Genomic DNA, 20,740 nt, shown 5'->3' with positions numbered 1-20,740 from the left:
GAGCGGACCGCTCAAGCCGGTCAGCTAGGCCGCGAAGGCCCTTTATCGAATGAGAATTTCGTCGGGCCGCATAAGGCCCAGAACCTCGCGGGCCCGCTCGTCGAGCAGGTCGAGGTCGAGATAGCTGGCGGAGAGGCGCCGCGTGCGATTCTCGAGTTCCGCCCGTTCGAGCTGCAGTCCGGCGAGCGTGACCTCGAGATCTCGGATTTCCTCGTTGACCGCCGCAAGGCGTGTCAGCCCGTGATTGCCCTGAAACGCGACGAAGGCAAAATACACGATCAGCCCCAGCGCCGCGAGGGAGAAGGCCGCGTCGCTCATCGCGCGGGCAGGGATGCGGGAGAGGGTGTTCTTCACGGCCCGTCCTGACGATCACTCGATCCGGATACTAGGCGTAAAGCCGGGCGGGGCCAGAATTTTCCGGCGCCGCCGTTGCAATCGTGACGGAAAAGTGGCGAATGCGCCGCAGTCCGTGCACGCGAGGTCAGTCGCGACCCTTGTAGATGTCCACAAGCTTGCCGAGCATCTCCAGCGCCTCGCCCCGCTCACGCTGGAAGGTATTGCGCCCGATGATCGAGCCGTTGCCGCCACCGTCGCGGATCGCGCGCGCATCGTCGTAGACCGAGCTCTCGCCCTTCTTCGCACCGCCCGAGAACACGACGATCCGCCGTCCGCCGAAGCTCGCGTCCATGCAGTGCTTTACCCGCGCCGCCTGTTCGGCGATGTCGATCTTCTCGTCCTGATAGACCTTCTTCGCCTCCTTCAGGCTCAGATGATCGGTCGACAGTTTGATCTTGATGATATGCGCGCCCAGCAGGGCCGCGATCTGCGCGGCATAGGCGCCGATATCGATCGCCGTTTCGCCATCCTTGTCGAGCGACTCGCCCCGCGGGTAGGACCAGATCACGGTCGCCACACCCTTGGCGGCCGCCTCCTGCCGCATCTCCGAGATCTCCTCGAACATGTCGAGACCGGCGGAGGAGCCGGGATAGATCGTGAAGCCGATGGCCGAGCAGCCGAGCCGCAGCGCATCGTCCACCGTCGCCGTGATCGCCTGGTCCTTCGGCGCCTCATCGGGGATCAGCGAGTTGGCGGAGTTCGCCTTGAGGATCGTCGGGATCTGCCCCGCGAACGTGTCCGCACCGGCTTCGATCATGCCGAGCGGTGCCGCGTAGGCGTTCAGCCCCGCGTCGATGGCCAACTGGTAGTGGTAATGCGGGTCATAAGCCGCCGGGTTCGGCGCGAAGCTGCGGGCGGGCCCGTGCTCGAAGCCCTGATCGACGGGCAGGATGATCATCTTGCCGGTGCCGCCGAGCTTTCCCTGCATCAGCATGCGGGCGAGGTTCGCCTTCACGCCGGGGGTCTCGCCCTCGTAGTTGGCAAGGATGTTGCGAACGATACGCGATGTTTTCATGGAAGTTTCCCTTTGGGCCAGTTGGGTGTCCAAGGGGATAGAGGCTGCGAGGCGAGCCGGTCAACAGCACCGCCCGGCCCCCAACCGCTTTGGATCACCGCGACCTGGAGAAAAGGCGTTTCGTCGCCCCGATGAACACCGATCGCGGCAGCAGCCGGGTGGCGAAGGCGATCGCCTTGTTGTCCGCGCCGGGGATTGCGACGGGCCGCCCCTCGACCGCCGCCTCGTAGCCGACCTTCGCGACCGATGCGGCGCTCGGCAGCTTTTGCTGCGTGATCCGCGTGCCGGTCATCCCCGCCGTGTCGAAGAACCCGGTCTGCGTGGCACCGGGGCACAGCGCCGTCACGGTGACGCCCTTGCCCTCCAGTTCCGCGTTCACCGCCTGGCTGAAGCTCAGCACGAAGGCCTTACTGGCATTGTAGACCGCCATGCCGGGGCCGGGAATGAAGCCCGCGATGGAAGCGACGTTCAGCACCCGCCCCGCGCCGCGTTCGACCATTCCCGGCAGGGCCAGCTTTGTCAGTTCGGTCAGGGCCGAGACGTTCACGTCGAGAATGCGCTTCTCCGCCTCCCAGCCTTCGGCGTGGTGGAACCGGCCGTTATGGCCGAGCCCGGCATTGTTAATCAGGAAGTCGATGCTGCGCCCCGCGCTCGCCTCCTCCCACAGCTGCTTCGCGCCGTCTGGGGTGGAGAGGTCTGCGCGGATCGCCACCGCCTCGACCCCCAGCGCCGACAGCTCTGTCGCCAGCACCTCCAGCTTGTTGCGGGAGCGCGCGGCCAGCAGAACGTTGCGCCCGTGGCTCGCGGCGATGCGCGCCAGTTCCAGCCCGATGCCTTCGGAGGCTCCGGTGATCAGCGTCCAGCGCAGCGGTTTGGTCTCGTCCATGCGGCCCTCCATTTCCTCCCGGATAGGTAGAGGGCCGCGGGACGCCTTCAATCACCCCAGTGCGGCGACACCGGGAAGGGTCTTGCCCTCCAGCCATTCCAGGAACGCGCCACCGGCCGAGGAGACATAGGTGAAATGTTCCGCCGCCCCGGCGGTGTTCAGGGCCGCGACCGTGTCGCCGCCCCCTGCGACCGAAGCGAGCTTGCCTGCGCGCGTCAGCTCCGCCGCCGCCAACGCCGCCGCCTTGGTCGCCGCATGGAAGGGCTGGATCTCGAACGCGCCGAGCGGCCCGTTCCAGACCAGCGCCTTTGCCCCGCCGAACAGCTCCGCCACAGCGCGCACCGTTTCAGGTCCTGCGTCGAGGATCATCGCGTCCGCCGGGCAGGCATCGGCGGGCACCGTCTCGCTCTCCGCGCCCGCCTTGAATTCGCGCGCGACAACCACGTCGCTCGGCAGGTGCAGCGTGCAGCCCGACCCCTCGGCCTTCGCCATGATCTCGCGCGCGGTGTCGGTCATCTCGTGCTCGCACAGCGATTTGCCCACGTCGATCCCCTTGCCGGCGAGGAAGGTGTTGGCCATGCCGCCGCCGATCACGATGTGATCCATCCGGTCGATCAGGTTGCCCAGCAGGTCGAGCTTGGTCGACACCTTCGCGCCCCCGACCACTGCCACCACGGGGCGGGGCGGATCGCCCAGAACCCGCTCAAGCGCAGCCAGTTCCTCGGCCATCAGCCGGCCAGCGCAGGCGGGCAGCAGATGGGCCACCCCTTCGGTCGAGGCATGCGCCCGGTGCGCGGCGGAAAAGGCATCGTTGCAATAGACGTCGCCATGCTCGGCCAGCGCACGCGCGAATTCCGGATCGTTCGCCTCCTCGCCTGCATGGAACCGCGTATTCTCGGCCAGCACCACGCCCCCTTCGGGAAGGCCGGCCAGCGCCTCGGCCACCGGCGCGCCGATGCAGTCCTGCGCGAAACGCACCTCGACACCCAGATGCTCGGCCAGCGCGGGCACGATCTGCTCGAGGCTCATCTCCTCGACCCGCTTCCCCTTCGGCCGCCCGAAATGGGCCAGCAGCACCGGGCGCCCGCCCTTCGCCAGAATGTCGCGCACCGTGGGTACGATCCGCTCGATGCGCGTCGCATCGCTGACCGCGCCATCCTGCATGGGCACGTTTAGGTCCACGCGCGTCAGCACGACCTTGCCGTCCAGATCCATGTCGTCGAGGGTTTTCCAGCTCATCGCCTGTCCTTTTCTCACCGCCAGAAGGCCATCCAGGTAGAGATCTGCCACAGGACCCGCATGACCTCGATCCACAGATCCCACCCGAAATAGAACTCGTCGGCGATGAACACGGCGAGGATGATCCCTCCCAGCCACAACGCGACCCTGGTGTTCATGAAACGCCTCCGAGTATCGCGCCCCGTCTACGCGAGGAATGGCTGCCTGTCACCTGCGCCGCTCAGCAGCCGCCGCCACTCTCGGGCCGTCCGAGCAGGTCGAATCCGATCTCGACCGTCTCGCCCACCCGGATCATCCGACTGACCGTTCCACGCCCGATCGCGAAATCGGCGAGCGCCACCGTCAGCGTGCCGCGCGCCCGCAGGCAGCGCCCCTCCTCGACCAGCGAGACCGGCATGGAGACGGGCCGCGAGCGTCCCTTCACTGTCATCAGCCCCGAGGCCTGCCAGCGCGACCCGCCGAGCGGGGAGAGCGAGGTCAGCTCGAACTGCGCGCGCGGATGCGCCTCGGTTGCGAACCAGTCGGGCGTGCGGGCAAAGGCGGTGCGTACGAAATCGGGCAACTGCACCGCCGATGTCCGGACCAGCACAAACACCGCGCTGTCGCCGGGCGCATCGGCAACGAACTCGGCCGACCCGTCGAACTGCGGAAACCGCCCGCGTACCGGCGCGCCGTTCTCGGTGTAGGAGAAATCGATCCGGCTCGCTGCCGTATCAAGCACGTAGCGTTCCGCCTGGAGGGGCAGCGCAAACAGGAGCATCAGGATCAACAGCCGGACCATGCCGATCAACATGGCGCCGAAACGGTAAAGGGCGAGTGAACCCGCCCTTTCTCTTTCGTTCGAATATAACCGGGGGGTGTGGGGGCTGGCCCCCACACATCTTCGATCACAGCAGGTCGCGCACCTTCTGCGCCACCGCCTCCGCGGTGATGCCGAAATGCTCGAACAGGTCCTTGGCCGGGGCCGACGCGCCGAAGCCGTCCATCCCGACGAAGCCCGCCTTCTTCCAGTTGCCGCGCTCGCCGCACAGCCACTGGTCCCAGCCTTGGCGCACGGCGGCCTCGACGGCGACGCGCACGGGGCCCGCGGGCAGCACCTTCTTGCGGTAGCTCTCGTCCTGCTCGGCGAAGAGCTCCGCGCAGGGCATTGAGACCACGCGCACCCCGATCCCCTCGTTCTCGAGGATCCGGCGCGCCTCGAGCGCGATCGAGACCTCCGAGCCGGTGGCCATCAGGATCGCCATCCGCTTGCCCTGCGCCTCGGCCAGCACGTAGGCCCCTTGCGCGCTGAGGTTCTTGGTCTTGTGCTCGGTGCGCACCAGCGGCAGGTTCTGCCGGGTCAGCGCCAGCGTCGAAGGCCCTTCGGAGTTGATCGCCAGTTCCCACGCCTCGGCCGTCTCGACCGTGTCCGCGGGGCGGAACACCTTCATGTTCGGCATCGCGCGCAGGCTCGCCAGATGCTCGACCGGCTGGTGCGTCGGGCCGTCCTCGCCCAGGCCGATGCTGTCATGGGTCATGACATAGGCCACGCGAATGTTCATCAGCGCCGACAGCCGCATCGCGGGGCGGGCATAGTCCGAGAACACCATGAACGTGCCGCCATAGGGCAGCACGCCGCCATGCAGCGCCATGCCGTTCATGGCCGAGGCCATGCCATGCTCGCGGATGCCGTAGCTGACATGCCGTCCCTTGCGGTTGTCTTCGTCGAAGGTCCCCATTTCGGGCGTCAGCGTGTTGTTGGAGCCGGTGAGGTCGGCCGAGCCGCCCATCGTCTCGGGCACGATCTGGTTGATCACGCCCAGCACCATCTCGGATGCCTTGCGGGTCGCGACCGCCTTGCCGCCCTCGCTCGCCTCCTGCTTGAAGCGCTTGATGGCCGCGGACAGCTTCTTGGGGACCTCGCCCGACATCTGGCGGGTGAACTCGGCCTGTTTGGTGCCCGACAGGGCGGCGAAGCGCTGTTCCCATTCCTCGCGCGCGATCGCGCCGCGCGCGCCGATCTGGCGCCACTCGCTCAGCAGGTCGGCAGGAATGTCGAAGGGCGTGTGCTCCCAGCCGTAAGCCTTGCGCGTGTCGGCAATTAGAGTGTCGTCGGTCAGCGCGCCGTGGCCTTTCGAGGTGTCCTGCGCGCTCGACCCGATGGCGATATGCGTCTTGCAGGCGATCATCGAGGGCAGGGGCGACTGCTTGGCCTGCGCGATGGCCGCGTCGATGCTCTCGGGGTCGTGCCCATCGCAGGAGAAGACGGACCAGCCTGACGCCTCGAACCGCGCCATCTGATCTGTCACATCCGAGATCGAGACCTTGCCGTCGATGGTGATGCCGTTGTCGTCCCACAGCACGATCAGCTTGCCGAGCTTCTGCTTGCCCGCCAGCCCGATCGCTTCCTGGCTGACGCCTTCCATCAGGCAGCCGTCCCCGGCGATGACATAGGTGTGGTGATCCACGACCTTCTTGCCGAAGCGGGCACGCAAATTCTCCTCGGCGATGGCGAAGCCGACGGAGTTGGCGATGCCCTGACCCAGCGGCCCGGTGGTGGTCTCGATGCCCTTCGCGTGACCGTATTCCGGGTGGCCCGCCGTCTTGGCGCCCAGCTGACGGAAATTGCGCAGTTCGTCGAGCGTGATGTCGGAATAGCCGGTCAGGTACATCAGCGCGTAGAGCAGCATCGAGCCATGACCCGCCGACAGGATGAAGCGGTCTCGATCCGCCCAGTCGGGCGCGGAGGCGTCGAATTTCAGATGCTTCTCGAACAGCACGGTGGCGACGTCGGCCATGCCCATCGGCATACCGGAATGGCCCGAATTGGCGGCCTTGACCGCGTCGAGCGCCAGCACGCGGATCGCGGTGGCCTTGTTCCAGTGGTCGGGATGGCGGGCGCGGAGATCTTCGATGTTCACGGGGAGGGCACTCTCTGTTGGGTTACGGGGTGCTGGGCCAGTCGCGCCTTCCCATACCATTGCGCGGGTCGCGGTCAAGTTCCGCGGCCCAGAGAGGGCTTCGCTCGCCGCCGATCTGTGCGGGTTTTCCCACACCGCGAACGCCAACAATCCTCCTGCGAGAGCCCGATCGGCGGTTTCCTGCCGCCGATCCTCGCCGCCACGCCAAAAAACGACCCCGCGATGGCGATCATGCGCGCTGAAATCTGGCCCCCTGGCCAAACCTCCGCTACTCTCGCGCCGGAAACGAGGGCGAAACGCCCCGCGACGGGCAGAGCAGCAAGAGGCACGACACCATGAACCGGGTCGAGGAACTGGAAGCGCGCATCGCCACGGCGTTGACGCGGATCGAGGCGGCCATCGCCGCCAAGGGGGCAGGGGGCGGCGATCCGGTCGCCCTGCGTCGGCTGGAGCGGGTGAACACCGCCCTGCGCGGCCAGCTCAAGGACATGGAGCGCAAGCGCGAGGCCGACATCGCCCATCTCGACGGGCTGATCTCCGAACTGCGCCCGCTGGTGGAGGAGGCCGAGCATGGCTGAGGTGGATCTCGATATCGGCGGCCGCGTCTTCCGCGTCGCCTGCGCCGACGGGGAGGAGCGTCAGCTCGAAGCCGCCGCATCGCTCGTCGCGAAGGAGGCGCAAAGCCTGACCGCCGCCATCGGGCAGGTGCCCGAATCCCGCATGCTGCTTATGTCCTCGCTGATGCTCGGCGATCGCTATGTGGCGCTTCAGGGTCAGCTCCGCGCCGCCGAGGACCGCATCCGCGCGCTGGAGACGAAGATGGAGCAGGCCCCCCAGCCCGCGCCGATCGAGATGCCGGCCCCGGCACAGGCCGCGCTGTTCGACAACGACGCGGACGAGGCCGTCGAAGCGCTCACCCGCACCGCCGAAGGGCTGGAGGCGCTGGCCGACGCGTTGGAGGCGCAGGTCGCATGAGCGTCCACGTCTACGGTCTTCCCGGATGCACCACCGTACGCAAGGCCCGCAAGTGGCTGGATGCGGAGGGCATCGCGCATGACTTCACCGCCTTCGAGGCGGCGGACGACCTCGCCGCCGATCTCGACCGCTGGATCGAGCGGGCGGGGCTCGACACCGTGCTCAACACCCGCGCGACCACCTTCAAGGCGCTGCCCGAGGCGGATCGCGAGACCCTGCCGCAGGACCGCGCCGCCGCCATCGCGGCCATGCAGGCCGATCCGCGTCTTATCAAGCGCCCGGTGCTGGAGGCTGGCGACACCGTTCTGACCGGTTTCCGCGAGGCGGACTGGCGTGCCGCCCTCTGAGCGCTTTCCCGACCTCGTCTTCGGCGGAGGCGGGACGCGCTGCTTCTGGCATGGCGGGTACCTCACGACGCTCGCGCCCATCCTCGCCCCGACCCGCCGGATCAATGCGGTCTCGGGCGGAGTGCTGTCCGCCCTCGCACACGTGACGGGGCAGGAGCATCGGCTGCTCTTCATTGCCGGACGCGCCTTTGAGCGCCTGCAGGATCGGGGCGGCAATCTGCGCTTTCGCAATCTGCTCAAAGCCGAGGCCTTGCTGCCGCACCAGGACACCTATCGCGAGATCGTCGCGACTCTCATGGACAGCCCAGACGCCGTCGCCGCCGTTGCCGACGGCCCCGAATTCACCGTGCACCTCGCCAAGCCGTCCCGCATCGGCAACCTTGCCACCATCGCCGTCTACGGCGCCGAAGTGCCGCTGCGCGGCACACCGCATGTGCGCGGGGCGCAGCGGCTGGGCGCGAAACTCCTGACGGTCGACGCCCGTCAGGCCGCGCGCGACGGGCGCATCGTCGACCTGACCGTCGCCGCCGCCGCCAGCGCGCCGGTCTTCGCGAAGCATTTCTGGGACGATCAGCGCGTCATGGATGGCGGCGTGCTCGACAATGCACCGGCTTTCGACGACAGCGACGACCAGCTCCTGCTCGTCACCCGCTGCTATCCGAATTTGCCCGAGGTCGCGGGCCGCACCTACGCCTTGCCAGGCCGCGACATCGAGACCTTCAAGCTCGACTTCACCGACCGAGAGGGAATCGAGGCCGCGTGGGAACTGGGCGAGAAGGATGCCGAGGTCTTCCTCGCCGAACACGCCCGCAAATGAAAAGGGGGCCACAAGGCTCCCCTCGAAACCGGCTCAGGTCAGGATCACTCCTGCTTGTTCGCCTCGCGCACGCGGTCCGCGGCCTCCTTATCGAATGCGACGCCGTTCTCGGCCAGCAGCGTGTCGAGCTCACCCGACAGCACCATTTCGGTCACGATATCGCAGCCGCCCACGAACTCGCCCTTGACGTAGAGCTGCGGGATGGTCGGCCAGTCGGAATAGGACTTGATGCCCTGCCGGATCTCTTCGTCTTCCAGCACGTTCACGTCCTTGTAGGGCACGGCCATGTAGTTGAGCACGCCCGCGACGCGGCTGGAGAACCCGCATTGCGGCATGGAGGAGGTGCCCTTCATGAAGAGCACGACCTCGTTGCCCTTCACCGTCGCGTCGATCGTGTCATGTGCGCTCATCGTCTCGTCCTTTATCCGTGCGATTTTCGGCGCGCCTCGCGCCATATGCCTGACGCCGCATGTAGGCGTTGGCCCGCTCGATGTCACCCCCGCCCAGCGGATTGCCGAAGGTGGTGTGCGTATCGCCGAGGCTCGCCGGGTCGATATCGAACTTCTCTGCCAGCGTCCGCCGCTTCGGCTTGCGGATCAACGTCTCCGCGATGGCGAGCAACGCGATCAGGACGGCGATCCCGCCAAGTACCTTGAAGATCCAGATCGTCCCCGCCGACATCTCAGCCTCCTCTGATCCGATCATCGCCACTGCGCGGACGGCTCTCAACGCCCCGCTTGCCGCCGATCTTGAGCGCAAAGATCACGACGCCGACCGCAACGGCCAGCCCGGCCAAAGGCACGAAGACGAGCGCGGATCCGGTCATGTGGCTCTCGATCCAGACATGGTCGCCTGTATCCGGTCCCTGCCGCTGCCGGGATTTCCCCGGCTGGCCATGTTCCCCCACGCGCGCGCCTGCCTGTTGCGGCGTTCGGCCTCTTCGACGATCCGCATATCCGTCGCTTCGAGCCCGAGCCCGGTCATCGACCGCCGCTTGAACCGATCCCACAGCAGCCAGAGGTTCAGCACCCCCGCCGCCAGTGCGATCGCGACCAGCAGCAGCACAACCAGCTCGCCTCTCACCCCGGCACCTTCGTCGTCAGCGCCAGCGCGTGCACCTGGTCCGGCCCGTTGCCGACCCGGCCCTTCATCGCGGCATAGACGGCCTGCTGCTGCTTCACGCGGTTGAGCCCCTTGAACTCCTCCGCGATCACGGTGGCGGCGAAATGGTTGTCGTCGCCCGCCAGATCGTCGATGCGGATCTCGGCCGTGGGGAAGGCTTCCCGGATCAGCGCCTCGATTTCATGCGCCTTCATGGACATCGCGTCTCTCCCGTCTTTTCTCGAATCTAGGGGTCGCGTCCCCGCCCCGCAAGCGGCCTAGCCGAACAGGCGCGGCAGGGCGCCGGAATGCGTCGCACGCAGATCGGTCAGCTTGACCTCGGCCTCGCCCAGCTTCAGCACGTCGCCGCCGACCCGGCCCACGACCTGCACCGCCACACCGCCCGACAGGCCCATCGCGACCAGCGCGTCCGCGTCGGCGCTCGCCACGAGATAGCGCGCCTGATCCTCGCCGAACCACCAGCCTGTGCCCGCGCCCTCGACCTCCAGCCCCACATCGCCCGCCAGCGCCATCTCCGCCGCCGCCATCGCGAGCCCGCCGTCGCCGAGGTCATGCGCGGCGCGCAGCAGCCCTGCCGCAAACGCCTCGCGCACGAATTCGCCATGCCGCCGCTCGGCCTCCAGATCGACCGCGGGTGCGTCGCCCTCGACCCGGCCCAGCACCTCGGCCAGCAGGGCGGATTGCCCCAGATGGCCCGCCGTCTCCCCGATCAGGACCAGCGCGTCGCCGTCCTGCGGCGCGGTCGGGATCAACTGGTCGAGCGTCTCCAGCAGCCCCACGGCCCCGATGGTCGGCGTCGGCAGGATCGCCCGCCCGTCCGTCTCGTTGTAGAGGCTCACATTCCCGCTCACGATCGGCATGTCGAGCGCGGCGACCGCGTCGCCGATGCCTTTGATGCAACCGACGAACTGTCCCATGATCGCGGGCTTTTCGGGGTTGCCGAAATTCAGGTTGTCGGTCGTCGCCAGCGGCCGCGCGCCCGTCGCGCACAGGTTGCGATAGGCCTCCGCCACGGCCTGCCGCCCGCCCTGGCGCGGGTTCGCCTTGCAATAGCGCGGCGTCACGTCGGCGGTGAAGGCCAGCGCCTTGTCCGTGCCGTGCACCCGCACTACGCCCGCATCCGATCCCGGGACCCGCACCGTGTCGGCCATCACCGTGGTGTCGTATTGCTGCCAGACCCACGCGCGCGAGCCGTAATTGGCCGATCCGGCCAGTGTCAGCAGCGCCTCGGCCACGTCGACCTCCGGCACCTCGCCCACGGGCGCGGCCTCCGGCGTCTCCTCCCACGGACGGTCATACTCGGGCGCGGTGCCCGACAGCGCCTTCAGCGGCAGGTCCGCCTTCACCTCACCATCGAGCATGATCAGGAACCGATCCTCGGCGATCGTCTCGCCCACGATGGCGAAGTCGAGGTCCCACTTGTCGAAGACCGCGCGCGCCTCCGCCTCCTTCTCGGGGCGGAGCACCATCAGCATCCGCTCCTGGCTTTCGGAGAGCATCATCTCGTAGGCCGTCATGTTCTCCTCGCGCACGGGCACGCGTTCGAGGTCCAGCCGCACGCCCAGATCGCCCTTGTCGCCCATCTCGACGGCCGAGCAGGTGAGCCCCGCGGCCCCCATGTCCTGAATGGAGATCACGGCACCCGTGGCCATCAGCTCCAGCGTCGCCTCCATCAGCCGCTTTTCCGTGAAGGGATCGCCGACCTGCACGGTGGGGCGCTTCTCCTCGATCGTGTCGTCGAACTCGGCCGAGGCCATGGTCGCCCCGCCCACGCCATCGCGGCCGGTCTTGGCACCCAGATACACCACCGGCATCCCGACGCCGGAGGCGGCGGAGTAGAAGATCGCGTCCGCATCCGCGAGGCCGGCGGCAAAGGCGTTGACCAGACAATTTCCGTCATAGGCCGCATCGAAGCGCAACTCGCCCCCCACGGTCGGCACGCCGAACGCGTTACCATAGCCGCCGATCCCCTCGACCACGCCGTTGATCAGGCTGCGCGTCTTGGGGTGATCCACCCGGCCGAAGCTCAGCGCGTTCATCGCCGCGATGGGTCGTGCGCCCATCGTGAACACGTCGCGCAGGATGCCGCCCACGCCGGTCGCCGCACCTTGATAAGGCTCGATATAGGAGGGGTGGTTGTGGCTCTCCATCTTGAAAACCACGGCTTGCCCGTCGCCGATATCCACCACGCCCGCATTCTCGCCCGGCCCGCAGATCACCTGCGGCCCCTCGGTCGGCAGAGTGCGCAGCCACTTCTTCGACGACTTGTAGGAACAGTGCTCGTTCCACATGGCCGAGAAGATACCGAGTTCCGTGAACGTCGGCTCCCGCCCGATCAGGTCGAGGATGCGCTTGTATTCCGCGTCGTTCAGTCCGTGCGCGGCGATAAGCTCGGGGGTCAGGGCGGGATCGGTCTGCATCGGGGCCTCCGGCAGGGGTCGCGTTGGGGCCTTTTAGGGGGCCGGGGCCCCGATGCACAAGTCACCTTTGCCGCCGCGCCGCGGGCGGCTCGACCCGCCGTTCCCACAAGGGGCGCTTGCGCGGCAGGTTGGGGTCCTCGATCGGCTCCATGCGGGCCGCGATGCGCCAGGATTCTGCAAGAAGATATAACATGTCGCTCACCTCATGATCTTTCGATGCACAAGACATGCGCCTCTTGACGCCGGATTGCGACTCAGATCGGATGCCATAATGTTAGGTGAGCTTACACATGTCTGATCCGCTTCCCCCGCTCGCCGCGCTGCGTGCCTTCGAGGCGACGGCGCGGCATCTCAGCTTTTCCGCCGCCGGGCGAGAGCTGAACGTGACTCATGCCGCCGTCGCGCAGCAGGTGCGAGCCCTGGAAAAACGCATGCAGACCGTCCTCGTCCAGCGCGCGGGCCGCGGCCTCGCCCTGACGGCGGAGGGGCAGGAGCTGGCGCGCGACCTCACCGCCGGGTTCGCCACGATCCGCGAAGGCGTCGCCCGCATCGCCGAGCGTCAGGCGAGCCTGCCCGTGCGCATCGCCCTGACCCCCAGCCTCGCCGTCAGCTGGTTCATGCCGCGCATGGCCGCCTTCCGCACCGCTCACCCGGATATCGAGCTGGCCCTGCATCCCTCGGCGGAGCTGATCGATATGCGCGCGGGCGAGCATGACCTCGCCATCCGCTACGGCAATGGCGACTGGCCGGAGGCGCAGGTCCGCCCCTTTATTCCCACGCGCACGATCCTGTGCGCCGCGCCCGAGCTTCTGGCCGGTGCCACGCGCGACCGCCCCGAGGATCTGTTGGCCCTGCCGTGGCTGGAGGAACACGACGCTCGCGATTCGCGCGCCTGGCTGCGCGCAGTCGGCCTCAAGCCCGAGGATCGGCGGAACGTGACCCAGCTTCCCGGTTACATGATGCTGGCGGGCCTGCGCGCGGGGCAGGGGATCGCCGCGACCACGCGGCTCTTCGCGCAGGACGATCTCGATGCCGGGCGGCTCACCGTCATCTGGGAGGATCCAGACCCCGATCGCGGCTACTGGATGTTGTCGCGTCAAGGCGCCGAACGCGAGGCCGTGCGCCGCACGCGCCACTGGCTGATGCGCGAGGCCGCAAGCACCTGAACCAAAAAAAAGGCCGAGCACGAAGCTCGGCCGAAGTCCAACAGGGAGGTATCAAGACCGACGGGAAGCAACCGAAGCCGCACGTCCGCCTGTCTTGAAGCGCTATTTAGAGCCGAGATTGGTTTCGAGCAAGTTAACGATGCGCATATCCGTGTCCCGCGTGGCGCATATCACTCACTCCGCCGCCTCCGCCGCTGCCCGCTGCGCGCGCTTGAAGGCGGTGATTTCCTCCAGCACGAAATCGCGAAATGCCGCTACTCGCTTGGAATGACGCAATTCTTCAGGGTAGGCGAGAAAGACGGGCACCGCTCCGCTTGCCTGGCTCGGCACGATATTGATCAGATCGGGTCGACTGGCAGTGATGTAATCGGGCAACGCTCCGATGCCGAGATCGTGGATCACCGACTGCAGGATGCCGAAATAGTTGTTCACCGTCAGATGGCTCGAATGGTCGGCGTCGAGGAAGGGGCGTAGCCAGGCCTGTCCTGCCGCCACCTGCGGCGCTTCGGGCGCGTGGCCGATGATGCGGTGGCGCATCAACTCCTCGCTGGTCTGGGGCAGGCCTTTCGCATCCACATAGCCCTGCGAGGCATAGAAGCGGATGCGCACGTCCATCAGCCGCCGCCGGATCAGATCGGCCTGGCTCGGCTCCTTCAGCCGGATCGCCACGTCCGCCTCGCGCATCGGCAGGTCCACGACCCGCTCGTCGAGCATCAGGTTGATCTTCAGGTTCGGATACTGGTCGTAGAGCCGCTTGAGCCGCGGCGCCAGCCACAGCGTGCCGAAGCCCGTGGTCGTCGTGACCCGCAATTCGCCGAAGACCTCGTCCTCGCTGTCGCGGATCCGTGCGGTCGCGGCGGCCAGCCGCTTGGCCATGTCGCGCGTCGCGGCGTAGAGCAGCTCCCCCTGTTCGGTCAGGATCAGCCCGCGGGCGTGCCGGTGGAACAGCGTGACGTTGAGCGATTCTTCCAGTCCGCGGATCTGGCGGCTGACGGCCGACTGGCTCAGATGCAGCGTGTCGCCCGCATGGGTAAGACTGCCGACATCGGCGACGGCGTGAAAGATGCGCAGCTTGTCCCAGTCCATGTTCCGTCCTCAGCCCCCGCTGCTGCCGGAACCGTAGCCCGGATCAGCGCTTGGGCCAAGCCCGGCCCCAAGCCTCGATCGCCTCCAGCGGCGCGCGCAGGCCCTCGCCCTTCTCCGTCACCCGATATTCCAGACGCCGCGCGCCTTCGTGCACCGGCCTCTTGACGAGGATCCCGGCCTCGCAAAGCCGCGCGAGACGGTTGGACAGGATGTTCCGGGCGACCCCCAGTTGACGCTGGTAATCGTCGAACCGGCTGACCCCGCTCAACGAGGCATAGATGATCAGCAGCGTCCAGCGATCCCCGATCGCCCGCAGTGCGCCGGCTTCGGGACTGTCGATCAATTGGTCGTACTCGCTCATGTCGCCCCCTTATGCGTCGTGGCGTCCGCCATTACGGCGGGAAATCTCAACACACCTTACATATGTTGTTTTCCAAAATTACCCGGAAAATCTCCAACTTTGGAAGGGTGGGGCGCAGAACCCCCTGTCATCGCACGACATTCGCTTGCATCAGAAAACCCTTGGAAGGTCAGTTATTATGACCTACCTTTACGTCAGACACGATGAGACGGTGCCGCCGAAGCGCCGCACGTCATGGGGAGAATGCCAATGTCATTGCAGGACGTAAGCCTGAACGACCGTTTCGATCTCGACAAGCGCCACGTGCTGCTGAGCGGCATCCAAGGGCTCGTGCGGTTGCCGCTGATGCAGGCCGCGCGCGACCGGGCCGCGGGTCACGACACCGCCGGTCTCGTCACCGGCTATCGCGGCTCGCCGCTGGGGGGCGTCGATCAGCAGATGATGCGCGCCTCGAAACAACTTGCCGAGGCGGGCGTGATCTTCCAGTCCGGACTGAACGAGGATCTCGCCGCCACGGCACTCTGGGGCGCCCAGCAGGCCGAGCTGCGCGGCGAGGGCAAGCATGACGGCGTCTTCGGGCTCTGGTACGGCAAGGGACCGGGCGTCGACCGCTCCGGCGACGTATTCCGCCACGCCAACATGGCCGGAACCTCCGCGCTTGGCGGCGTTCTGGTGGCGATGGGCGACGACCATACGGGCGAAAGCTCGACCGTGCTGCACCAATCCGAATTCGCCCTCGTCGATGCGCTGATGCCGATCCTCGCACCTGCCGGCGTTCAGGAGGTGCTGGATTACGGCATCATGGGCTGGGCGCTGAGCCGCTACTCGGGCTGCTGGGTTGGCATCAAGTGCCTCAAGGACACGATCGAAGTCACCGAGGTCGTTGACGGCGCCCCCGACCGGGTCGATGTCACGCTGCCCACCGATTTCGAGATGCCGCAAGGCGGCCTCAACATCCGCCTCGGCGACAGCCCGACCGAGCAGGAGGCGCGGCTCCACGACTACAAGCGCTTCGCCGCCGAAGCCTTCGGCCGCGCCAACAGGCTCGACCGCCGTGTGCATGGGCAACGCGGCGCACGCATCGGCATCGTCTCCTCCGGCAAGTCCTGGCTCGACACCGTCCACGCGCTCGACCTGCTGGGCATCGACGCGGCGGAGGCGGAGCGGCTCGGCATCACCACCTACAAGGTGGGCATGCCCTGGCCGCTCGACATGAAATCCATGCAGGACTGGTCGGAAGATCTCGACCTCATCATCTGCGTCGAGGAAAAGCGCAAGTTGATCGAGGTGCAGATCAAGGAGGCGATCTTCGACGACCGCCGCGGCCGCCGCGTCATCGGCTGGAAGAAAGAGGACGGCTCGCTTCTGTTCACCGTCAAGGGCGCGCTCGATCCCGTCATGATCGCGCGCAAGCTCGGCGGCCTGCTGACCGAGGAGGGCGTCACCTCCGAACGTCTGACGAAGGCGATGGAGGTGCTGGATGCGGCGGCCAAGGCCGACAATGCTGAGGAAATCGCCGCCCGCCTGCCCTGGTTCTGCTCGGGCTGCCCGCACAACTCCTCGACCAAGGTGCCCGAGGGCTCGCGCGGCTACGCGGGCATCGGCTGTCATTACATGGTGCAATGGATGGACCGGGAGACGGTGGGCTTCACCCATATGGGCGGGGAGGGCGCAAACTGGATCGGCGAGGCGCCGTTCTCCAAGACCCCCCACGTCTTCCAGAACCTCGGCGACGGCACCTATAACCACTCGGGCGTGCAGGCGATCCGCGCAGCCCTCGCCGCCGGCACCAACATCACCTACAAGATCCTCTACAACGACGCCGTCGCCATGACCGGCGGGCAGGCCAACGAAGGCGGACTCGACGCGCTCCAGATCGCCCGTGAACTCCTCGCATTGGGCGTCAAGCGCATCGTCGGCGTCTACGATCCGAAGGAAGACGTGGACCCGTCGCAATTCCCCATCGAGATGCGCGAGCGGACCGAGCTCGACGCCGTGCAGAAGGAGTTGCGGGAGGTCGAGGGCGTCTCCGCCATCCTCTACATCCAGACCTGCGCCGCCGAGAAACGCCGCCGCCGCAAGCGGGGCAAGTTCCCCGATCCCGACCGCCGCGTCTTCATTAACCCGTCGGTCTGCGAGGGCTGCGGCGATTGCGGCGTCAAATCGAACTGCGTCTCGATCCTGCCGCTCGAAACCGAACTGGGCCGCAAGCGCCAGATCGACCAGTCCTCGTGCAACAAGGACTTCTCCTGCCTCGAAGGGTTCTGCCCCAGCTTCGTCACCGTCGAGGGCGGCGCGGTGAAGAAGGCCGCGATCACCGATGTGGAGATCGGCGACCTGCCCGAACCCACGCTGCCGACCATCGACGGGACACATAACCTCGTCATCACCGGCGTTGGCGGCACCGGCGTGGTGACGGTCGGCGCCCTGATCGCGATGGCCGCGCATCTCGAAGGCAAGGGCGCGGGCGTCATGGAAATGGCGGGCCTCGCGCAGAAGGGCGGTGCGGTCCACATCCACGCCCGCATCGCCGAGAAACCGTCCGACATCTCAGCCGTGCGCGTCGCGGTGGGGGAGGCCGACGGCGTGATCGGCGGCGACATGGTGGTGGCCGCAGGCTCCAAGACGCTTGGCCTGATGACTCGCGGCCGCACCCGCGCGGTCTGCAACAGCCACGAGATCATTACCGGCGACTTCACCCGCAACACCGAATTCCAGCTGCCGACCGACCGCATGGGGCTCGCCCTGCGCGCCCGGCTGGGCGAGGACGCGCTCGCCTTCCTCGATGCCACGCGCCTGGCCGAGGCGGTGCTCGGCGACGCGATCTACGCGAACGTGCTGATGCTGGGCGGGGCGTGGCAGGCAGGTCTGGTGCCGCTGAGCAAGGCGGCGCTGATGCGCGCGGTGGAGTTGAACGGCGCGGGCGTCGAGGGCAACAAGCGCGCCTTCGAACTGGGTCGCTGGGCCGTCCACGCCCCGCAGGAGGCGGCGTCCCTTCTCCACACCCCGCGCACGGTCGAGGAGGAACGCAGCCCCGCCGAGAAGATCGCGTACCGCGCCGATCACCTCGCGCACTATCAGAACGAAAAACTCTCCGACCGCTACCGCGCCCTCGTCGCCCGCGCGTCCGAGGTCAGCGAGGAATTCGGTCTCGCCGTCGCCCGAGGCTACCACAAGCTTCTGAGCTACAAGGACGAATACGAGGTCGCCCGCCTCCACGCCGAAACGCTCGAAGGCGCCGTGGCCGAGAAATTCGACAACGTGCGCGAAATGCGCTTCCACATGGCCCCGCCCATCTTCGGCAAGACCGACAGCCAAGGCCATCCGCGCAAGACCGAGTTCGGCCCTTGGATGCTGAAGGCGCTGAAGATCCTGCGGCACGGCAAGCACCTGCGCGGCACCGCCCTCGACCCGTTCGGCCGGACCGAGGAGCGCCGGATGGAGCGCGCGCTGATTGCGCAATACGAGACGGACATGGACGATCTGATCCCCGCGATCGACGCGAACACCCATGACGCCGCCGTGGCCCTCGCGCTGCTGCCCCTGCAGATCCGCGGCTTCGGCCATGTCAAGCAGGCCAATGCCGAGGCCGCCGCGAAACGGCGTGAGGAGCTGCTCGCCCAGTTCCGCGAGGGCGGCACACCGACGCTCCAGGCCGCGCAGTAACCTTCAGCTTCCCGAAAATACGCGAAAACCCGCCGGTGGCCATCAGCCCCGGCGGGTTTTCTCATCGCGCGACAGATGCCTCAGACCAGCCGCGACTTGTCCATCGCCGCGCGCACGAAACTCGCGAAGAGCGGGTGCGGCTCGAAGGGCTTGGACTTCAGCTCCGGGTGGAACTGCACGCCGACGAACCAGGGATGCTCGGGGATCTCGACGATCTCCGGCAACTCCCCATCGGGCGACAGACCCGAGAAGCACAGCCCCGCATCCTCCAGCCGGTCCTTGTACTTGATGTCGACCTCGAAGCGGTGGCGGTGGCGCTCGGAAATGTCACCCGCATCGTAGATCTCCGCGATCCGGCTGCCCGGCACCAGCGTTGCGTCATAGGCGCCCAGCCGCATCGTGCCGCCCTTGTCGTCGTCGATCGAGCGCTGCACCGTGCGGTTTCCCTCGTTCCACTCCTTCATGTGGTAGATGACGTGCTCGTAGCGGTCGACGCCCGCCTCGTTGTCGAATTCCTCCGACCCCGCCTTGCCGATGCCCGCCATGTTGCGCGCCGCTTCGACCACGGCCATCTGCATGCCCAGACAGATGCCGAAATAGGGCACGCCGTTCTCGCGCGCGTATTGCGCGGCCTTGATCTTGCCTTCCGTCCCCCGCTCGCCGAAGCCGCCGGGCACCAGGATGCCGTGATAGCCTTCCAGATACGGGGCCGGATCGTCCTGATCGAAGATCTCCGCGTCGATCCACTCGGTGCGCACCTTCACCCGGTTGTGCATCCCGCCATGCGTCAGCGCCTCGCTGATCGACTTGTAGGCGTCTTCGAGCTGCGTGTACTTGCCCACCACCGCGATGCGCACCTCGCCGTCGGGGTTGTAGATCCGGTCGGCCACGTCGTGCCAGCGCTCCAGCTTCGGCGCCGGGGCAGGGGAGATGCCGAACGCGTCGAGCACGGCCTGATCCAGCCCCTCGCGGTGATAGGCGAGCGGCGCCTCGTAGATCGACTTGAGGTCGAGCGCCGCGATCACCCGCTCCGCCCGCACGTTGCAGAACAGCGCCAGCTTCTCGCGCTCCTTGGTCGGGATCGGCTGCTCCGCCCGACAGACGAGGATGTCGGGCGCGATGCCGATGGAGCGCAGTTCCTTGACCGAGTGCTGGGTCGGCTTGGTCTTCAGCTCGCCGGATGCTGCGATGAAGGGCAGCAGCGTCAGGTGCATGAAGATGCACTGGCCCGCGGGCTTCTCCTGCCCGAACTGGCGGATCGCCTCGAAGAAGGGCAGACCCTCGATATCCCCGACCGTGCCGCCGATCTCGCACAGCATGAAATCGACCTCGTCCGCACCGATCTCCAGGAATTCCTTGATCTGGTTGGTGACGTGCGGGATCACCTGGATCGTCTTGCCGAGGTACTCGCCCCGCCGCTCCTTCTCCAGCACCGTGGAATAGATCCGGCCCGAGGACACGCTGTCGGTGGATCGCGCCGCGACGCCGGTGAACCGCTCGTAATGCCCGAGGTCCAGATCGGTCTCCGCCCCGTCATCGGTGACGAAAACCTCACCATGCTCGAACGGGCTCATCGTGCCGGGATCGACGTTGAGATAGGGGTCGAGCTTGCGCAGCCGCACCGAATAGCCGCGCGCCTGCAACAGCGCGCCGAGCGCGGCCGAGGCGAGCCCCTTGCCCAGCGACGAGACGACGCCTCCGGTGATGAAGATGTAGCGTGCCATGAAATATTCCCCCGTGCCGGCAATGCGGATTGCCGCGTGGTTCTCGTGTTCGAAAACGCGCCACGCCACGGGACTCGAGCCTTAGCCGGTCAGGATGATTCCGGCAAGGCCCGCCCCCCGATCTTGCGGACGGGGACGCGGTGGACGCGATGGATGGGTGTCAGTCGGCGGCGGGTGCCGCGTCGTCCACGGCCGGGGCCGCGTCATCGGCGGGCGGCACGGCCACCTCGTCATCGCCGATCGAAGGCGGCAGCAGGTCGCCCTGCAGGTCCGCGGGCAGCGACGGATCGCGCTGCGGCTGCTCCACCCCGCCCGAATAGCCGTCGAGCACGCTGGAATCGCCGGTCCGCTGAGCGGCCAGAATGGTCAGCAGCACACACAGACCCAGGAAGGCGGCCGCCAGGATCCACGTCACCTTGCTCAGCGCGGTCGCGGCGCCGCGACCCGAGGTCAGCCCGCCGCCGCCGCCGCCCATGCCGAGGCCGCCCCCTTCGGAGCGTTGCATCAGCACCACGCCGATCAGCGCGAGTGCGAGCAGAAGCAGGATGACGAGAAGGACGTTTTCCATTGCGGACCCGTGCGGTGTCTGGTGACGATGCGAGGCTCAATATCAAAGGGCC

General features: G+C 67.2%; 24 protein-coding genes. 6 read left to right on the top strand and 18 right to left on the bottom strand.

The annotated features are described in order from the left end of the window. Nucleotides 1-42 precede the first annotated feature (42 nt). The 7 genes from RX333_RS08725 to tkt form a co-directional block, all read right to left on the bottom strand. Complete coding sequence (locus RX333_RS08725; protein ID WP_316014546.1) at nt 43-354, bottom strand: septum formation initiator family protein; 312 nt, start codon at nt 352-354, stop codon at nt 43-45. A gap of 127 nt (nt 355-481) precedes the next feature. Beyond that, nucleotides 482-1,411 (bottom strand): class I fructose-bisphosphate aldolase, encoded by a 930-nt coding sequence (locus RX333_RS08720; RefSeq protein ID WP_316014545.1) that lies wholly within the window; start codon nt 1,409-1,411, stop codon nt 482-484. 94 nt (nt 1,412-1,505) lie between these two features. Next, complete coding sequence (locus RX333_RS08715) at nt 1,506-2,297, bottom strand: SDR family oxidoreductase (protein WP_316014544.1); 792 nt, start codon at nt 2,295-2,297, stop codon at nt 1,506-1,508. 51 nt (nt 2,298-2,348) lie between these two features. Then, nucleotides 2,349-3,536, bottom strand: coding sequence for a phosphoglycerate kinase (locus RX333_RS08710; protein WP_316014543.1), 1,188 nt, complete (start codon nt 3,534-3,536; stop codon nt 2,349-2,351). A 14-nt stretch (nt 3,537-3,550) separates the two neighbouring features. Continuing rightward, the gene (locus RX333_RS08705) at nt 3,551-3,694 is read right to left on the bottom strand and encodes a hypothetical protein (protein WP_316014542.1); all 144 of its coding nucleotides are present in this window, start codon (nt 3,692-3,694) and stop codon (nt 3,551-3,553) included. Between the two features lie 62 nt (nt 3,695-3,756). Next, complete coding sequence (locus RX333_RS08700; RefSeq protein WP_316014541.1) at nt 3,757-4,317, bottom strand: YceI family protein; 561 nt, start codon at nt 4,315-4,317, stop codon at nt 3,757-3,759. A 106-nt stretch (nt 4,318-4,423) separates the two neighbouring features. Beyond that, entirely contained in the window at nt 4,424-6,436 is a 2,013-nt protein-coding gene (gene tkt, locus RX333_RS08695) for a transketolase (protein WP_316014540.1), read from the bottom strand. 335 nt (nt 6,437-6,771) lie between these two features. On the opposite strand from tkt, the gene RX333_RS08690 reads away from it, so the two are divergent. The 4 genes from RX333_RS08690 to RX333_RS08675 are packed head-to-tail and all read left to right on the top strand — an operon-like array spanning nt 6,772 to nt 8,575. Then, the gene (locus RX333_RS08690) at nt 6,772-7,014 is read left to right on the top strand and encodes a hypothetical protein (RefSeq protein ID WP_316014539.1); all 243 of its coding nucleotides are present in this window, start codon (nt 6,772-6,774) and stop codon (nt 7,012-7,014) included. Then, nucleotides 7,007-7,411, top strand: coding sequence for a cell division protein ZapA (locus RX333_RS08685; protein ID WP_316014538.1), 405 nt, complete (start codon nt 7,007-7,009; stop codon nt 7,409-7,411). Before RX333_RS08690 ends, RX333_RS08685 begins: the two co-directional genes overlap by 8 nt. Next, nucleotides 7,408-7,758 carry an ArsC/Spx/MgsR family protein gene (locus tag RX333_RS08680; protein ID WP_316014537.1) on the top strand — a complete coding sequence of 117 codons (351 nt, stop codon included), beginning with the start codon at nt 7,408-7,410 and terminating at the stop codon, nt 7,756-7,758. The genes RX333_RS08685 and RX333_RS08680 overlap by 4 nt, the downstream gene beginning before the upstream one ends. Beyond that, a complete protein-coding gene (locus RX333_RS08675) occupies nt 7,745-8,575 on the top strand; it encodes a patatin-like phospholipase family protein (RefSeq protein WP_316014536.1) in 831 nt (276 codons plus the stop codon). Before RX333_RS08680 ends, RX333_RS08675 begins: the two co-directional genes overlap by 14 nt. Nucleotides 8,576-8,619: 44 nt before the next feature. Here the strand turns inward: RX333_RS08675 and grxD are convergent, their stop codons facing one another. The 7 genes from grxD to RX333_RS08640 form a co-directional block, all read right to left on the bottom strand. Further along, nucleotides 8,620-8,985 carry a Grx4 family monothiol glutaredoxin gene (grxD, locus tag RX333_RS08670; protein WP_316014535.1) on the bottom strand — a complete coding sequence of 122 codons (366 nt, stop codon included), beginning with the start codon at nt 8,983-8,985 and terminating at the stop codon, nt 8,620-8,622. Then, complete coding sequence (locus RX333_RS08665; RefSeq protein ID WP_316014534.1) at nt 8,972-9,256, bottom strand: hypothetical protein; 285 nt, start codon at nt 9,254-9,256, stop codon at nt 8,972-8,974. The genes grxD and RX333_RS08665 overlap by 14 nt, the downstream gene beginning before the upstream one ends. A 1-nt stretch (nt 9,257) precedes the next feature. Then, the gene (locus RX333_RS08660; protein WP_316014533.1) at nt 9,258-9,401 is read right to left on the bottom strand and encodes a hypothetical protein; all 144 of its coding nucleotides are present in this window, start codon (nt 9,399-9,401) and stop codon (nt 9,258-9,260) included. Then, nucleotides 9,398-9,640, bottom strand: a complete 243-nt coding sequence (locus RX333_RS08655; RefSeq protein WP_316014532.1) for a hypothetical protein — start codon at nt 9,638-9,640, stop codon at nt 9,398-9,400. Before RX333_RS08655 ends, RX333_RS08660 begins: the two co-directional genes overlap by 4 nt. A 14-nt stretch (nt 9,641-9,654) precedes the next feature. Beyond that, nucleotides 9,655-9,897, bottom strand: a complete 243-nt coding sequence (locus RX333_RS08650; protein ID WP_316014531.1) for a BolA/IbaG family iron-sulfur metabolism protein — start codon at nt 9,895-9,897, stop codon at nt 9,655-9,657. 57 nt (nt 9,898-9,954) lie between these two features. Beyond that, entirely contained in the window at nt 9,955-12,117 is a 2,163-nt protein-coding gene (gene purL / locus RX333_RS08645; RefSeq protein ID WP_316014530.1) for a phosphoribosylformylglycinamidine synthase subunit PurL, read from the bottom strand. Between the two features lie 61 nt (nt 12,118-12,178). Next, the gene (locus tag RX333_RS08640; RefSeq protein ID WP_316014529.1) at nt 12,179-12,310 is read right to left on the bottom strand and encodes a hypothetical protein; all 132 of its coding nucleotides are present in this window, start codon (nt 12,308-12,310) and stop codon (nt 12,179-12,181) included. 97 nt (nt 12,311-12,407) lie between these two features. Here RX333_RS08640 and RX333_RS08635 point away from each other — a divergent pair, with 97 nt between their 5' ends. Beyond that, entirely contained in the window at nt 12,408-13,283 is an 876-nt protein-coding gene (locus tag RX333_RS08635; protein ID WP_316014528.1) for a LysR substrate-binding domain-containing protein, read from the top strand. Between the two features lie 174 nt (nt 13,284-13,457). On the opposite strand, the gene RX333_RS08630 is transcribed toward RX333_RS08635, so the two are convergent. Together RX333_RS08630 and RX333_RS08625 are read right to left on the bottom strand one after the other, a co-directional pair. Next, nucleotides 13,458-14,369: a LysR family transcriptional regulator gene (locus RX333_RS08630; RefSeq protein ID WP_316014527.1), complete on the bottom strand. Its 912-nt coding sequence runs from the start codon at nt 14,367-14,369 to the stop codon at nt 13,458-13,460. Nucleotides 14,370-14,412: 43 nt separating this feature from the next. Further along, nucleotides 14,413-14,730, bottom strand: a complete 318-nt coding sequence (locus tag RX333_RS08625) for a helix-turn-helix domain-containing protein (RefSeq protein WP_316014526.1) — start codon at nt 14,728-14,730, stop codon at nt 14,413-14,415. Nucleotides 14,731-14,973: 243 nt separating this feature from the next. Here RX333_RS08625 and RX333_RS08620 point away from each other — a divergent pair, with 243 nt between their 5' ends. Continuing rightward, nucleotides 14,974-18,396 carry an indolepyruvate ferredoxin oxidoreductase family protein gene (locus RX333_RS08620; RefSeq protein WP_316014525.1) on the top strand — a complete coding sequence of 1,141 codons (3,423 nt, stop codon included), beginning with the start codon at nt 14,974-14,976 and terminating at the stop codon, nt 18,394-18,396. 80 nt (nt 18,397-18,476) lie between these two features. On the opposite strand, the gene RX333_RS08615 is transcribed toward RX333_RS08620, so the two are convergent. Both RX333_RS08615 and secG read right to left on the bottom strand, forming a co-directional pair. Next, nucleotides 18,477-20,120 (bottom strand): CTP synthase, encoded by a 1,644-nt coding sequence (locus tag RX333_RS08615; protein ID WP_316014524.1) that lies wholly within the window; start codon nt 20,118-20,120, stop codon nt 18,477-18,479. Between the two features lie 160 nt (nt 20,121-20,280). Then, nucleotides 20,281-20,688 (bottom strand): preprotein translocase subunit SecG, encoded by a 408-nt coding sequence (gene secG / locus RX333_RS08610; RefSeq protein WP_316014523.1) that lies wholly within the window; start codon nt 20,686-20,688, stop codon nt 20,281-20,283. Nucleotides 20,689-20,740: the final 52 nt, after the last annotated feature.

Origin of the sequence: Roseobacter sp. HKCCA0434, from assembly GCF_032464675.1 — a bacterium.
Taxonomy (GTDB): domain Bacteria; phylum Pseudomonadota; class Alphaproteobacteria; order Rhodobacterales; family Rhodobacteraceae; genus Pontivivens.
The sequence above is the reverse complement of the archived record's forward strand: the minus strand, read 5'-3'. Positions and strand labels throughout refer to the sequence as shown.